The 15,967-nt window shown below is 41.1% G+C and carries 14 protein-coding genes; 1 reads left to right on the top strand and 13 read right to left on the bottom strand.

Annotated elements, in window-relative coordinates; all coding sequences use genetic code 11:
- Positions 1-2 precede the first annotated feature (2 nt).
- From PY091_RS17370 to gcvP, 5 genes are all read right to left on the bottom strand, one after another.
- Positions 3-1,676 carry a MopE-related protein gene (locus PY091_RS17370; protein WP_275650763.1) on the bottom strand — a complete coding sequence of 558 codons (1,674 nt, stop codon included), beginning with the start codon at positions 1,674-1,676 and terminating at the stop codon, positions 3-5.
- A 330-nt stretch (positions 1,677-2,006) separates the two neighbouring features.
- Positions 2,007-2,849, bottom strand: a complete 843-nt coding sequence (locus PY091_RS17365) for a glycosyltransferase family 2 protein (RefSeq protein ID WP_275650762.1) — start codon at positions 2,847-2,849, stop codon at positions 2,007-2,009.
- A gap of 37 nt (positions 2,850-2,886) precedes the next feature.
- Entirely contained in the window at positions 2,887-3,414 is a 528-nt protein-coding gene (locus PY091_RS17360; RefSeq protein ID WP_275650761.1) for a class I SAM-dependent methyltransferase, read from the bottom strand.
- Positions 3,415-4,473, bottom strand: coding sequence for a 3-oxoacyl-ACP synthase III family protein (locus tag PY091_RS17355; protein WP_275650760.1), 1,059 nt, complete (start codon positions 4,471-4,473; stop codon positions 3,415-3,417).
- A 168-nt stretch (positions 4,474-4,641) separates the two neighbouring features.
- Positions 4,642-7,494, bottom strand: coding sequence for an aminomethyl-transferring glycine dehydrogenase (gcvP, locus tag PY091_RS17350; RefSeq protein ID WP_275650759.1), 2,853 nt, complete (start codon positions 7,492-7,494; stop codon positions 4,642-4,644).
- A gap of 126 nt (positions 7,495-7,620) precedes the next feature.
- Between gcvP and PY091_RS17345 the strand changes: the two genes are divergently transcribed.
- The gene (locus PY091_RS17345) at positions 7,621-8,445 is read left to right on the top strand and encodes a UbiA prenyltransferase family protein (protein WP_275650758.1); all 825 of its coding nucleotides are present in this window, start codon (positions 7,621-7,623) and stop codon (positions 8,443-8,445) included.
- Here PY091_RS17345 and PY091_RS17340 read toward each other — a convergent pair.
- The 8 genes from PY091_RS17340 to PY091_RS17305 form a co-directional block, all read right to left on the bottom strand.
- Complete coding sequence (locus PY091_RS17340; protein ID WP_275650757.1) at positions 8,442-8,672, bottom strand: hypothetical protein; 231 nt, start codon at positions 8,670-8,672, stop codon at positions 8,442-8,444. The two genes, PY091_RS17345 and PY091_RS17340, sit on opposite strands and share 4 nt — an antisense overlap.
- A gap of 2 nt (positions 8,673-8,674) precedes the next feature.
- Positions 8,675-9,229, bottom strand: a complete 555-nt coding sequence (locus PY091_RS17335; RefSeq protein ID WP_275650756.1) for a sigma-70 family RNA polymerase sigma factor — start codon at positions 9,227-9,229, stop codon at positions 8,675-8,677.
- Positions 9,230-9,451: 222 nt separating this feature from the next.
- Positions 9,452-9,847, bottom strand: a complete 396-nt coding sequence (locus tag PY091_RS17330) for a response regulator (RefSeq protein ID WP_275650755.1) — start codon at positions 9,845-9,847, stop codon at positions 9,452-9,454.
- A 12-nt stretch (positions 9,848-9,859) separates the two neighbouring features.
- Positions 9,860-11,719 (bottom strand): PAS domain-containing sensor histidine kinase, encoded by a 1,860-nt coding sequence (locus PY091_RS17325; protein ID WP_275650754.1) that lies wholly within the window; start codon positions 11,717-11,719, stop codon positions 9,860-9,862.
- Between the two features lie 156 nt (positions 11,720-11,875).
- Positions 11,876-13,891, bottom strand: a complete 2,016-nt coding sequence (locus PY091_RS17320) for a M3 family metallopeptidase (RefSeq protein ID WP_275650753.1) — start codon at positions 13,889-13,891, stop codon at positions 11,876-11,878.
- Between the two features lie 5 nt (positions 13,892-13,896).
- Positions 13,897-14,289 carry a hypothetical protein gene (locus tag PY091_RS17315; protein WP_275650752.1) on the bottom strand — a complete coding sequence of 131 codons (393 nt, stop codon included), beginning with the start codon at positions 14,287-14,289 and terminating at the stop codon, positions 13,897-13,899.
- Positions 14,290-14,307: 18 nt separating this feature from the next.
- Entirely contained in the window at positions 14,308-14,799 is a 492-nt protein-coding gene (gene purE, locus PY091_RS17310; protein ID WP_275650751.1) for a 5-(carboxyamino)imidazole ribonucleotide mutase, read from the bottom strand.
- Positions 14,800-14,802: 3 nt separating this feature from the next.
- A complete protein-coding gene (locus tag PY091_RS17305) occupies positions 14,803-15,957 on the bottom strand; it encodes a 5-(carboxyamino)imidazole ribonucleotide synthase (protein ID WP_275650750.1) in 1,155 nt (384 codons plus the stop codon).
- Between the last annotated feature and the right edge of the window lie 10 nt (positions 15,958-15,967).

Below are 15,967 nucleotides of genomic sequence, written 5' to 3'. Positions count from 1 at the left end.
CTTTATTTTGAAATTATCCATTTTTTGACGGTTCTTTTTCCTGTCACTAAATCGCTATAGAGTAAATAATATATTCCACTGGAGAGGTGTGCTATGTTCAAATCGGATTGATTGCGAACACTGAATACTTTCCGCTGTTTTACATCGAAGATTTCAATTTTGAAATCATGGTTGTCAGGTTTTAAAATGTATATATATTCACTCGCGGGATTAGGGTAAATAACAAGCTTGTTGTTTTTTTGCTCAGGCTCAGGCTCAGGCTCAGGCTCAGGCTCAGGCTCAGGCTCAGGCTCAGATTCAGAGGCGGAAGATTGTGAAACTTCATTGAGACCATCACAATTTTCATCGATTTGATTATCTAAAATCTCCTCTGCGTTTGGATGGATGTTCGGGTTCGTGTCATCACAATCATCGATAGTGTTGAAACCATCCTGGTCGAGGTCATCGTCCAAAGTTGCCGGGTCACAGTCATCATCGATGCCATTGTATGGAATTTCCTCTGCGTTTGGGTGGATGTTCGGGTTGGAATCATCACAGTCATCGATATTGCCAAACCCATCCTGGTCGAGGTCATCGTCCAAAGTTGCTGCGTCGCAGTCGTCATCGATGCCGTTGTATGGAATCTCCTCTCCGTTTGGATGGATGTTCGGGTTCGTGTCGTCACAATCATTGATAGTGTTGAAACCATCCTGGTCTAGATAATCGTCCAAAGTTGCCGGGTCGCAGTCATCATCGATGCCGTTGTATGGAATCTCCTCTGCGTTTGGATGGATATCTGGGTTCGTGTCATCGCAATCCAGATCTGACATCACTCCATCACCATCAAAATCCACAACGCCAAAGCCATAATGAACACCTAAATAGGTTTGTAGTGATGCAGCTAAACCTTCTGCAAATAGTGCTCGACTTTGGATATCGAACCTAACATCTTGGTTGATTTCAATTTGAATCCCGTCAATATTTCCACTATTTAAGCGAGACCCGTGCTCCCATACATTGTAACCGCCATTAAAATAATTTTCATTGACTTTTGGTGCTGGGTCATTGGGACTAGGTACTGTTGGAAAACCTTTTTCATTCAATAATGCTCCCATGCTTACAGGGCCTCTTAGCATTTCGGCATGGGTATAGAATGTTTTGTTGTCCTGTACTAAAGTTTTTATGCTGTTTTTGTTAATGTAAGTGTCGGAGTTCAGTGTTTCATCGGAAAGTCTAAGTTCAGTTCCGGTCAAGGTATATCCTAATTCTACTCTTTCTACATTGTGGGAGTGTCCATGAAGATCCAAAAAAAGTCCCCGGCCAAAATCTTGTTCAATCTTCGTTTTTGCCGATGAAATAAAATCGTGATAGTTGGTCCAAGCATCTTCGGCCGTTGGGTTTCCATCAGCAGCCTCATCTATGGGACGGTTTGCATCCAGTTTTACTCTTGCTAGTAGATTGATAATAACAAAGGGGTAATTTCCAGTTTGTTCAAAATAATATTGGGCGATGGCCCTTCCTATTTCCTGTGTATGTGTGTCATTTCCGTAAACACAGCCATTGCAAGATCTATCCGGAATATTAATGGGTTCTAAAAGCCCTCCATGGGGAATGGAAATAATAATTGGGGAGTTACCATAGATATACTCCACATAATTTGTGCTATCGAAATAGCTCTGACCTGGAACTTGGGCCATTATTGTATTGGACCCTAATAGAATTAAAAGGATTAGAAGTGGGGTTGAACATAAAGCAGCAAAAGATTTCATGTTCATACTTTTTAAGCCCGTGATGATGTTGAGGTGCTACATCGGGGAAATTGGTTGAAGGGGTTACTACATGTTGTACTAAAGTTATCGGAGTATGAAAGAAATCGCTTTTGTCAATTGATGAATGTCTGGTTTCAATTGACGAACAAGCAATCGATAGGTTTGTTGTGGTCTAATATTTAGGTAGTTATAAGAATATTCCTTTCATTGAATAATAAAAGAAATCATAAAATGACTAATCTAGCTATTGGAGGAAACCTAAATTTTGGACCATATCCTTTTCCATCGATAATTCCTGATAAATTTTCCCTCGGCCTTTGTGACATATTTAGGCTGCTTTTGGATGAAAGCTTTTAAGAAGCCAATAATAATTTGAAAGTATAAAATGGGGTTTTTGGCCTGCCAGGCCATTTTTAAGGCAGCTATTTTTGTAATGACCAGCCCGTAACCCATTTTGTACATGGCGATACCTTTTATTTGGTAGTTCTTTTGGCTATATCCATGCCCGGTAGGGCGTAGGTGCTTTACTTGAAGTTCTGGTATGGTAAGGGTTTCAAAATCGTGGAACTTGGCCAAAAGAGTGTCTACCGTATCCCAGCCAACCCCTGGACGCAAACCGCCTATTTTGTCGAAACAAGCCTTGTGGTAAAGTTTTATTGGGCCTCGAATATGGGTTTTGTCCGCGATGTTTTCGTATATCCAATCGTTACCTTTTTTAATATAAAGTAAACCGGCGCACATGCCCAGTTTCCAATTCGCCTGAAATTGATTGACAATAAGCTCAAAATAATCCGGTGGTAGAACAATGTCCGCATCAAATTTACCGATCAGGTCATATTCCGATGTGTGTTTTAGGCCAAAATTAAAGGTATCCACAACTTTCTTCCCCGGAATGTGCTCGTCGGCAGAGCTGCGCTGAATCACTTTGATCCAATCGTGCGTTTGGGCATAGTTCTGAGCTATTGTGTAAGTATCATCAGAAGAGTTATCGTCCACTACGATCACCTCATTTGGTAGATAGGTCTGAACTGAAATTGAATCCAAGCAGTCCTTTAAAAAGGCAGCTTCGTTATGGGCAGGAATAACTATACTGATACGCATTCGTTAAAATTCCAAAAAACAAACCATAAATCCCAAATTACTTTTGGGTTCTCTCGGCATAAACAATGTAATACCTGTTGGTAAAGTATCTGAGAATGGGACGTAATCCAATTTTTTTGGTGGGATTGGTCCATTTGGCCGAGTCTTTAATGGTCCAACCGGCTTTTTCCAAAAGCCAATCGAACTGCCAATCCTCAAATTCGTGGTAATGTCGATCCCATGGGTCCGTTTTACTTCGATAAGCAGGGGCAAACCATAATCGCATTGGTATACTGGCCACCAATTTTTCGGCTTTTATTTCCTTAAGCACATTAAAAGGGGCGACCAGATGTTCAAAAATCTCAAAGGCGGTTACAACTTTTGCATCGGACTGTACCACTTTTTCAAAGTCCAGGTCCAAATCTTCACCTTCGGTATTTTCAACATGGTATCCATTGGATTTCATGATCTCGGCAAAAGGATTTTCTATTCCGAGGTCCAAAATGGATTCAGAGGGGTCAATGTGTTTCTTAAGAAACGCCAAGGTGTGCTTGTAGCGTTTGTTGGGAAAGTTGTTTTCGTACATTTAGTATCTATAGACAATGGCATTGATGTTCATTCCGGCACCAACGCTTGCAAATATAACAACGTCTCCCTTTTTTACTTCATGATCGGGCAGTTTTCCTTTTAGCACCATATCGTAAAGGGTTGGTACGGTGGCTACGGAACTGTTTCCTAAATCTTGGATGCTCATGGGCATGATATTTTCGGGAACAGGTTTGCTATATATTTTATAGAATCTTTTTATAATGGCCTCATCCATTTTTTCATTGGCTTGATGGATAAAGATTTTTTTGACTTCGTCAATTCCCACTCCACTTTCATCCAAACAGGTAGCCATTGCCTTAGGTACATTTATACACGCAAATTCGTAAATCTTGCGTCCCAACATTTTGATGTATCTCGTATCCTCATTGGCTGATGGATGGTTGGACTTGTCAAAATAAAGATAGTATGCCTCTTCATTGGCATAGGTAACCGAAGCGTGGGACAATATCTCACCGTTTGAAGCATTGGATTCTATTATCGTAGCTCCAGCTCCGTCGGAAAATATCATACTGTCGCGGTCATGTTGGTCCACCACTCTGGAAAGGGTTTCTCCCCCGATCACCAAACATTTTTTGGCCATTCCACTTTTTATGAAAGCCGTTGCTTGGATCATACCTTCTATCCAGCCGGGGCAACCAAAGATCAAGTCATATGCTACACATTTTGGATTTTGAATCCTTAACAAATGCTTTACCCGAGTAGCGAGGCTTGGTAGGGTGTCCCCTTGGATTTTTCCTGGGGTAAGATCCCCAAAATTGTGTGCGAAGATGATATAATCCAGTTCTTCCTTGTCTATTCCGGCATCCGCGATGGCTTCTTCAGCCGCTAAAAAACCTATATCCGAGGTTTTAAGCTCTGGTTTGGCATATCTTCTGTTGGCAATGCCAGTGATAGCCTCAAATTTTTCAATGATTACATTGTTTTGTTGCTCAAAGGCCGAACCGTCCGACTCCAAGAACTCATGGTTCAAAAAATCTTCATTCTTTGTAATAATGGATGGTATGTAGCTTCCTGTCCCTGTTATGCCAATTTTCATGTTGTACGGAGGTTTTTAATCGATTCAAGATAATATATCCCGTTCTAAGTATTATGCATGCATAATAAAATATACAATGTTCAAAAGGTAGGATATAATTTGCTGGATAAGAAAAAAGCCTTGATCAATTTCTCGAATCAAGGCTTTTATCAGTATTTATAACGCTTTTTATGCTTCTATGTAATCTTCGATAGGTGCACAGGTGCACATTAAATTACGATCCCCAAACGCTTCGTCCGTTCTTCTAATACTAGGCCAAAATTTATTCTCGGCAATATATGGTAACGGGAAGGCTGCTTTTTCACGACTGTAAGGGTGTTCCCAAGAATCGCTGGTCAGCATGCCCAAGGTATGGGGTGCATTTTTTAGTACGTTGTCCGTCTCTTCAGCTGTGGCTTCATCAATTTCTTCTCTAATCGACAATAAAGCATCACAAAAACGATCTAATTCAGCACGACTTTCACTCTCTGTTGGTTCGATCATTAGCGTACCTGCCACTGGAAAAGAAACTGTTGGCGCGTGGAATCCATAGTCGATAAGACGTTTGGCAATATCGGTCACTTCAATTCCATTGACTTTAAAAGGTCTACAGTCAATGATCATTTCGTGGGCTGCACGTCCACGTTCACCAGTGTACAATACATCGAACTTGCCTTTTAGGCGATCCTTGATGTAATTGGCATTTAGAATAGCGGCCTTAGTTGCGTTCGCTAAGCCTTCTGCTCCCAACATTTTGATGTACCCGTAGGAAATCAAACATACCAAAGCACTTCCCCATGGTGCAGAGGAAATGGCTGTAATGGCATTTTCTCCCCCTGTTGGAATTACTGGGTTGGTTGGCAAAAACGGTTTTAATTGCTCAGCAACACAAATGGGTCCTACACCTGGTCCTCCACCTCCATGTGGAATAGCAAAGGTTTTGTGCAGGTTCAAGTGGCAAACATCGGCTCCAATGGTTGCAGGATTTGTCAATCCTACCTGTGCATTCATATTTGCACCGTCCATATACACTTGGCCACCATTGTCATGAATGAGTTTGGTGATCTGTCGGATTGAAGATTCAAATACCCCATGCGTAGAAGGATAGGTGACCATAAGCGCAGAAAGATTATCTGCATGTTGCTTCACTTTTTCCTCTAAATCCGATAGGTCAATATTTCCTTTTTCGTCTGTTTTGGTTACAACGACTTTCATTCCGGCCATTACAGCCGAAGCAGGGTTTGTACCGTGTGCCGAAGCCGGAATCAAGCAAATGTTTCGGTGACCTTCGCCTCTAGATTCGTGGTAGGCTCGGATGACCATCAAACCAGCATATTCTCCCTGTGCTCCTGAGTTGGGCTGAAGGGAAGTGGCCGAAAAACCGGTAATCACATTCAGTTGCTCTTCCAAGGATTTTAATACTTCCTGGTAGCCCTCGGCTTGATTTAAAGGCACAAATGGATGGATGTTGCCCCATTCTCCCCAGCTCAATGGCAACATTTCCGATGCAGCGTTCAGCTTCATGGTACAGCTTCCCAAGGAAATCATGGACTGGTTCAATGCCAAATCCTTGCGTTCCAATTTTTTGATATATCGCATCAACTCGGTCTCTGAATGATATGAGTTGAAAACCTCGTGCTCCATAAATGGGGCTTGTCTTTTTAGGCTAGTTGGAATGGTATTGTCCATTTCTATGTCACCCAAAGATTTTGCTTCCAAGTCATGAGACTCTGCAAAGCAAGAAATCAAATTCTCCAAATCAGTATTGGAAACAGCCTCGTTCAACGAGACAGAAACCGTAGTGTCATCAATGTAATGTAAGTTGATGCTCTTGCCTTCCGCCACTTCTTTGAGTCGTTCCGTATTTTTAACCTTTACTTGGATGGTATCAAAATAAGCATCGTTTAATTGTTCAAATCCATAGGCTTCCAGAGCTTTGGACAATTTTCGTGTATTGTAATGAACTTTTCCCGCTATATATTTCAATCCTTCAGGCCCGTGATAAACGGCATACATACCTGCCATGACGGCCAATAATACCTGGGCAGTACAAATATTTGAGGTCGCTTTGTCCCTTTTTATATGCTGCTCCCTAGTTTGAAGCGCCATACGCAGGGCATGGTTTCCGTCAGTATCTTTGGTAATTCCAATGATACGTCCCGGAATATTTCTTTTATAAGCTTCTTTGGTGGCAAAGAATGCGGCGTGTGGTCCTCCATAACCAAGAGGAATACCAAAACGTTGTGTAGTCCCCACTACGGCATCTACACCCCACTCACCTGGAGGAGTAAGCATCACCAAACTTAGAATGTCTGCTGCAACGGCGACTTTTATCTCTTTTTCCTTGGCTTTTTCCACAAAGGAGGCATAATCGTTTACCTGACCATGTTTTCCCGGATATTGCAATAATGCTCCATAATATTCTTCGGAAAAATCAAATGATTCATGGTCGCCAATAACGAGCTCTATGCCCAATGGAATGGCCCTTGTTTCCAACAAGCTCAATGTTTGGGGCAAAATTTCCTCGGAAACAAAGAATTTTGAGGCACCGCTTTTTTTCTGTTGTCTGCTGCGAAGCTCGAACAACATGCTCATGGCCTCTGCGGCAGCGGTACTTTCATCCAACAAGGAGGCATTTGCGATTTCCATTCCTGTAAGGTCCGCCACCATGGTCTGGAAATTTAATAGGGCCTCCAATCTCCCTTGGGCAATTTCTGCTTGGTAAGGAGTGTATGCGGTGTACCATCCTGGATTTTCCAGAATATTCCGTTTGATCACGGATGGTGTAAGGGATTCGTGATACCCTAAACCAATATAGGTTTTAAAAACCTTGTTTTTCTTGGCCAGTTCGCCCAGATGGGATAGGAACTCGTGTTCACTTATGCCCTCGGGAAGGTCCAATGGTTTTTTTAATTTGATATCATCGGGAATGGTCTCATAAATGAGTTGTTCCATGTTGTCCACCCCAATGGTTTTGAGCATGTGGGGCAAGTCTCTCTCTGTGATGCCAATATGTCTGGCGGCAAAAACCTCTGTGTTCATGTTCAATCCAATAAAGTGCACAAAATTAGGGATTAATTCAATGAAAATGGTCAATTTTGAATGTCTCTGGCGCAAAGTTGTTAACCACCAATTAACCTTTGGTAAAAGATATAAGATTTCTCTTGCATGCGAACGCTAAAAGCTATTTTTGATTTTTACCTCGACGCCAGTATTCACGTGGCCGTAGCGGTTATTTCAATGGCGGGGGTCACCTTTCATTTGTTGGGGAGTTCTTCCGATGTCAACTTGTTGGGATTTATCTTTTTTAGTGTGATTGTGTGCTACAATTTCATTAAATATGGGGTGGAGGCCTATAAATACTTGATTGTCTCCAATGCTTATCACAAAATCATCCAACTATTTAGTTTTGTTTCCTTTGCTTTTGCCATTTATTTTTTGCTGCAGTTGGATGAAGAAATTTGGGTGGCAACTGTTGTTTTGGGCGTATTGTCCGCTTTATATGCAGTCCCCTTGTTGCCGCGGGCCAAAAATCTAAGGAACCTTGCAGGGCTAAAAATTTACATTGTAGCTTTTGTGTGGGCTGGTTTTTCGGTTTTATTGCCTGTGTTGGATGCTAAAATGGACTTGGATTGGGACTTTGCCGTAACTTTTATCCAACGGATGTTATTGGTTTTAATATTGATTCTGCCCTTTGAGATACGCGATATGCAATGGGACGACAAGAGTTTAAGGACTTTGCCTCAGGTCTTGGGCAATAAAAACACCAGGCGATTGGGGATTGTGTTTACGCTTATTTTTTTTCTACTAACTTTTTTAAAGGATCATTTACATCAAACGGAAACCCTGCTAAGAGCTATTTTGGGTATAGCATTGATTCTTGTTATGATATCCAAGAAAAGAATGCGATCCAAATACTTTGTGATGTTTTGGGTAGAGGCTATTCCCATTTTCTGGTTTTGCCTGTTTTGGTGTGCTGAAAGTTTTTTCTAAAGTTTTTTGTCGAGGTCCCGCTTCATCTTTTCCTTGTCCTCTTCGGACAACATTGTAAGTCCGGCCCTATCACACAACGATGTCAACTCACTGTTTTTCTTGGAATAGGCCTGACATGTTTTGCAATAGATCAAATGAACACGAAGTTTTAGGATCTCCCACCAACTTGCCTCCTGATATTGCGACTTGTCGCAAATGCCCGATGCCTCTTTACATGAAATCTTCATACCTAATACCAATTTTCATTTAAACAACCCATAAGTGCCGTTCTTGCCCTGTGGATCATTACCCAAAGGTTGGACGGATTAATGTCCAATTCATTACAAACATCTTCTGTACTCATTCCCTGGATAGTTTTTAATCGAAATACCAAGGCCTGTTTTTTTGGCAGTTTTGTGATACAATCCTGAATGGCAAAACCAAGTTCTTCGTTTTCCAGCACATTATCCCCATCCTGGCTGTATGGGTCTGCCACTTGTTGCTCCAACCAATCGCCTTCTGCATCCGAATCGGAATTGTAGTTGATCCGCACTTCGGCTTTACCCTTTTTAGAGTTTATTTTTCTGTAATGGTCAATTACCTTTCTTTTAAGAATGGATACTAACCAAGTGCGCTCGGCAGCATCTCCTTTATAATTTTTTGCTGAGTTTAGACCTGCAAAGAAAGTTTCTTGCACCAAATCCTTTGCAATTTCTGCATCACTTACACGGGAAACCGCATAGTTGAACAGGTAATCGGCATATTGGTCTACCCAATTGTCTGGTTGAAGTTTGTGTTTGGCCATATTCCTATCGAATTACCAAATGTAATAGTTTTTTTGGTTATCTAATTCCATGGTTAAAAATGGATTAGACGTTGCTGTATGGTAAGCCTAACAAAGTTGGGTGGGATTAACACATTTTTTTGATTTTTCCATTGAATAGTTCCCTGAAAATCCATGTGCCCCTATGTATGCAAGTGAAAAACTTTTTGGGTCTGAACTTGTATGGTTCGATACTGGTTCGTGTTATTTTTTTAATACAATCTCCTTAATATAGCTCGATTTTAATGGCTTGACAAGGTAGTCGCATATTTCATCAATCCTTTTTGCTTTTTGCATGTCTTTGGGATCTATGGACGAGGAAACCATGTACACTTTTACCCTTTTAGTCAATTTGGGAAGTAGTTCATTAAATTCTTCCATGAATTGAAAACCATCCATCACGGGCATATTGATGTCTAAAAAGATAATATCCGGAAGTTCATTTTCATCATTTTTATGGACGGTAATGTGCTCAAGGGCTGCTGCACCGTCGTTAAAGGTTTTTATGGTGCCAACTTCTGGAATACTTTTAAGGGTTACCCCGATGGTGAATTGATAGATGTCGTCATCATCAACTACAAAGACATTGATGGGTTTCATAATAATCTTTGGTTATAGGTTTATAAAAAAAGAAGTTCCCTTGCCTTCCTCACTGGTTGCCCAAATTTTTCCGCCCATGGCATCCACTTGGGCTTTTGTTAAAAATAATCCAACACCTTTGGCGTCTTTATTTCGGTGGAAAACCTTACTGAATCCAAAAAGTTTAGATCCATTCTTTTCCAAGTTCATCCCTAGGCCGTTGTCCCTAAATTCCAGTTGTAAGGTTCCATTGTTGTTTTTGGAATGCACAAAGATTTCCGGAGCTCTCTCCTCGGCCCTGTATTTAAGAGAATTGCTTATTAAGTTAAGAAAAATGCTTTCCAGATAAACCTTGTTGTACATTGTATTTGGTACTTCTGAAAAATCATAGGAAATCGAGGCCTTATTTTTTGCAATTTCGGCCGCCAACATTTCCTTTGTTTTGATCAATGTTTTTTCAAAATTGATTTTCTCCAATGACTGCTGCGATTTTTTTTTGATGATCAAAGATTCTACCAATGTGTCCAAGGTCCATGTTAAATGATTTGTTACGGACTCTATTTTATCGATGATCTCTTTTTTTAATTCAACATCGCTCTCGGTTTTGTAAATATCAACTAGCGCTTTAAGATTACTCACCGGAGATCTTAAATTATGCGAAGTAATCTGATTGAATTCCTCCAATTGCCTGTTTTGAGCTTTAAGGCGTTTCGCAGATTCTTTTAAGCTTTTATTTGTTTCCAATATGCGGTGGGCTGCTTGCTTTTGCGCGGTAATGTCCCTAATGGCGATGGAAACCAGGAGGCCCTCGGAAGTTTCAAGAGGGCTTAAAGTAACTTGGACCGGTATTTGAAAACCTGATTTGTTATGTACGAAAAAATCTAGATCGGCAGGTAGGCCTGTGTGTTTGGGAGCCTTAAAAAATGAATTGGCATAAAACTCCATAGTGTCCCATAGTCTGTTTGGAACCAGTGTAGTTAAATGCTGACCTATAAGTTCCGAAGGTCTATAGCCAAACATTTTTTCGGCCTGTTTGTTGATCAAGTGGATTATTCCTTCTTGATTTACGATTACCGTTGTGTCCGGTGCGGAATCGAGCAGCCCTCTAAATTTGATTTCGGACATTCGCTGCTCCGTTATGTCTTGGGTAGTGCCGATCATTTTAATTACTTCACCTTTTTTGTTGGTGATCAATTCGCCGATCAATTCAACGGTGTGCACCTTACCGTTCTTATGGATTATTCGGTGCATGAACTTTCTGAACTTTTTTTCGACTATGATCGTTTCGGCATTTTCACGAAATATTTCCCTGTCATCTGGGTGAATAGCAGAGACAACACGCTCAAAATGGATAGGCGTGCCCAATTCCATGTCAAAAATCCTGTACAGGTTATCTGACCAGATGATCTTATCCTTCACAATATTCCATTCCCAGTAGCCTATTTGGGATAGTTGTTCTGCGAGGGTCAGCTGATGATTTTTCTTGGCGAGTTCGAGTTTGGTCTTTTTTCTATCGGTTATGTCTTGTAAAAACCCAACAATTTTTAAGCAGTTTCCGTTCTCCATTTTTGGGTGACCAACATTACGTACATATCGGATATTCCCTTTGGCAGTCAGTACTTCAAGGTCCACATCATATGGTTCGCCATTGGTCAAAGCATTGTTCATGGCCTCTTTTGCTTTGTCCTTGTAATGCCCGTCAGCGAAAATATTTTTGATATTTTCCATGGTCGGCACAAAGTCTTTCGGGACTTCAACAATTTCTTTGGTTACATCGCTCCAATAAATTTCGTTCGTGGCCACGTCAAGTTCATAGATTCCAATTTTGGCTAGCTTGACGATTTCTTTATATAAGTTGACAGGTACCGAATCCTCTATGTCCCAATTTTTCATAAGCTTTTGGATTGTTTAAAAAAATGGGAGTTGGCGGCCATTTACGGATAGGTTGGGGTTAATCTTAAGCTGAAATGTCAGTTTAAAACAAAAAAGATAGTAAAATTCGCAAAATTATTGATCGCGAGCGCTAATTTTTATTTTGTCCAAAGTAGGTTAAATCAGCCCGGCCCGCTTTAATAGGGCATCAATATTTGGCTCTGCACCCCTAAAACGAACGTATAGGTCCATGGGGTTTTCCGTGCCCCCTTTGGAAAGCACATGCTCTTTAAATTTATTAGCGACCATTTTACTGAATATCCCATTTTCCTTAAAGTAAGCGAAGGCATCCGCATCCAATACTTCCGCCCATTTATAACTATAATAGCCAGATGAATACCCTCCTTGGAAAATGTGTGAAAACGATGTGCTCATGCACGTTTCCGGTGTTTCAGGAAAGAGGTTGGTGCTTTCAAAAGCTTTTATCTCAAATGCCTTTACATCCTCAATGTTCGACGGGTCGTTTCCGTGCCAAGCCATATCCAATAGTCCAAAACTCAACTGACGTACCGTTGCCATTCCTTCTTGGAAAGTGGCTGATTCCTTGATTTTTTCCACCAGTTCCATTGGAATCAATTCTCCTGTTTCGTAATGATGGGCAAAGAGTTCCAAAGCCTCTTTTTCGTAGCACCAATTTTCCAGAACCTGGCTAGGTAGTTCCACAAAATCCCAATATACCGAAGTCCCTGACAGGCTAGGGTAGGTGGTATTGGCCAACATGCCGTGAAGGGCATGTCCAAATTCATGGAACAATGTGGTCACCTCGTTGAAGGTGAGCAATGAGGGTTTGGAGCTTGTGGGTTTGGTAAAATTGCAAACATTCGAGATATGAGGCCTACTGTTTTTTCCATTTAACGTATACTGTGGTTTGTACGATGTCATCCAAGCGCCACCACGTTTTCCGGGTCTAGGATGAAAATCGGCATAAAAAAGAGAGATAAAGTTACCCTCATCATATACTTCATAGGTTTTTACCTCTTTGTGGTATGTATCCACATGGTTAACTTCCTTAAAAGTAAGCCCGAAAAGTTTTTCTGCAACCTTGAACACACCAGCTATTACATTCTCCAGTTTAAAGTAGGGCTTCAGTTTTTCGTCATCTAAATTGAACAGTTTTTGCTTCAACTTCTCGGAATAATATGCGCTGTCCCATTTTTCTAGCCGATCAATATTGTCCAGTTCCTTGGCGTAGTCCTCTAATTCGGCAAATTCACGATCTGCTGCTGGTTTGGCTTTTTCCAAAAGTTCGTTGAGAAATTCCTTTACTTTTTCAGGGGTCTCCGCCATCCGTTCTTCAAGAACAAAATCTGCATGGGTTTTGTAACCTAAAAGGTTGGCCCTTTCATGGCGAAGATTTACAATGCGCTTTACGTTTTCTTGATTGTCCAGCTCATCATTATGGAAACCTTTACTGCCAAACGCCATGGAAAGTTCCTTGCGCAGTGCTCTATTTTTGGCATATTTCATAAAAGGGATGTAGCTTGGGTAATCCAATGTGATCAACCAACCTTCCTTTCCTTTGGATTCCGCCAATTGGGCTGCAGCTTCTTTAGTGCCTTCGGGAAGACCCTCCAGATCTTTTTCATCTGTCAGCAACATTTCGTATTTATTGGTCTCGGCCAATACATTTTCTCCAAAGGTGAGTTTTAGCTTAGATAGTTCGGCATCGATCTCTCGAAGTCGCTTTTTATTTTCTTCTTTTAAATTGGCTCCGTTTCTACTAAAATTCTTGTATTTCTTTTCGAGAAGGGTCTGCTGTTCTTCGGTAAGGTCCAAGGAATCTCTTTGTTCGTAAACTGTCTTAATTCGTTCAAAGAGCCCTTCGTTTAAAGTGATATCGTTGCTGAACTCCGATAATAGGGGAGATACTTCTTGGGCAATTTTTTGGATTTCCTCGTTGGTCTCGGCAGAATTCAAATTGAAAAAAATACTCGAGATACGATCCAATTGTTGACCGGAAAAATCCAAGGCTTCCAAGGTGTTTTTAAATGTAGGAGGTTCTGGATTGTTAACGATAACATCGATTTCTTTTTTGGTGTCCTCGATGGCCTGAAGAAATGCTGGCTTAAAATGTTCGTTCTTTATTTTGGCAAATGGAGCTAGATCAAATGGCTCCAATAATGGATTGTTCATAAATGTTACTTCTGTTCTTTGTTTTTTAAACGTACTACGGCCCAATCACTAATCAAATAGGCAAAACCAACTATGGAAGAAAAAACTGCCATGGTCACTGGGGCATAGTTTCTTACCGTCGCCCCATAAGTTTTTCGGTTCATGGCCGCAATGGCTTCTTCCGAATACTCGTTAAGGTCTACAAAACCATTTCCGTTCAAATCGTATTTGCTGGCATAATCAGAGATAAATTGCCAGCGTATTTCAAAATAAATCAAAAGGGCCGTATACAGCGTGAAGACCAAGAGGCCGCTTTTCCATATGCCTTTTACATAAGGATTGCCTATTTTTTTTAGGGTAAAACCAAAAAAGGCAATGGCGAAAATCCCAAGTAATATCCCAATCTGATTATAGTTCATGAGCTATTGAGATTGATTTTAGAATGTTTTCTTTACTTCCTCAGCTCCTTTGATTACTTTTTCTTTTAATCCTTCTTTATAGGAGATAATATTTTTCAATATGTTGCTATCAGAGCTTCCAATTATCTGGGCGGCAAGAATTCCTGCATTTTTTGCACCGTTCAAGGCAACTGTGGCCACGGGAACACCCCCGGGCATTTGTAATATGGATAAAACAGAATCCCATCCATCTATGGAATTACTGCTCTTAACAGGAACCCCGATGACCGGCAATGGTGAAAGTGATGCTACCATACCGGGCAAATGCGCAGCGCCTCCTGCACCTGCAATAATAACAGAATAGCCATTGGTGTGTGCGCTTTTGCTAAAACTGAACAATTTTTCGGGAGTTCGGTGAGCTGATACAATATCAACATCAACATCGATACCCAGTTCCTTTAATACATCAATGGCATCTTGCATAACGGGAAGGTCGCTTGTGCTTCCCATAATCACGGCTACTTTGCTCATATCTTATTTGCTTATCACTTTAATGGTTTCTTTTACTTGCTGGGCTACTTGCCTTGCTCTGGCCATATCTTCATCCACTATGGTCACATGTCCCATTTTTCTGAAGGGCCTGGTTTGTTTTTTTCCATAAATGTGCGGGGTAACGCCATCCATTTCCAATATTTTTTCCATGTTTTCGTATACCACGTCACCGGTGTGGCCCTCGGCACCTACCAAGTTAACCATAATTCCAGCTACTTTACTATCTGTTTTTCCCAAAGGTAGGCCCAATATGGCTCGTATGTGTTGTTCAAACTGGTTGGTATATCCGGCCTCAATGCTGTAATGCCCACTGTTATGCGGTCGTGGTGCAGATTCATTTACCAAAATACGATCGTCTTTGGTTTGGAACATTTCCACGGCAAGGAGACCAACATGTTTCATGTGCTCGGAAACCTTTAAAGCTACTTCCTGTGCCTTTTTGGCTACGGCATCATCTATACGCGCTGGGCAAATAACATATTCCACTTGGTTGGCCTCTGGATGAAATTCCATTTCTACCACAGGATAGGTTTTTACTTCACCTTTGGAGTTCCTTGCTACAATAACGGCCAACTCATTTTTAAAGTCGATCATTTGCTCTGCAATACATTCCACATTGGGAAGGTCAGTGAGGTCCTCTATTTTTCGTACCACCTTAACGCCCTGCCCATCATACCCGAATTGAGCACTTTTCCAAACAAAGGGTAGGGAAACGCCTCCATTGTTTATGCTGTCCTCTATTTCTGAAGTATAGGCAAAACGTGTAAATGGGGCAGTGGGAATACTATGATCGGTATAAAACAATTTTTGGACCGCTTTGTTCTGGATGGTTCTCAATGTCTTGGTTGGAGGAAATACCTTGATGCCTTCGTGCTCCAGTTTCTCAAGGGCATCTACATTTACATTTTCAATTTCGATGGTAAGTACATCAACATCTTTTCCAAAAGCATAAACCGTATCGAAATCCATCAGACTGCCCTGCACAAACTCATCACAGGCAATTCTGCATGGGGCCTCGTTGGACGCGTCCATTACTTTGGTTTGAATATCCCATTTTCTGGTTTCGTAGAGCATCATTTTGCCGAGTTGACCACCACCTAAAATTCCCAGTTTAAAATTGGAAGAGAAAAATTGCATTGCTTTTTAA

The sequence above is a fragment of the Flagellimonas okinawensis genome (genome assembly GCF_029194005.1).
In the GTDB taxonomy this organism is placed as follows: domain Bacteria; phylum Bacteroidota; class Bacteroidia; order Flavobacteriales; family Flavobacteriaceae; genus Flagellimonas; species Flagellimonas okinawensis.
This window is presented reverse-complemented; position numbering and strand designations above follow the sequence as displayed.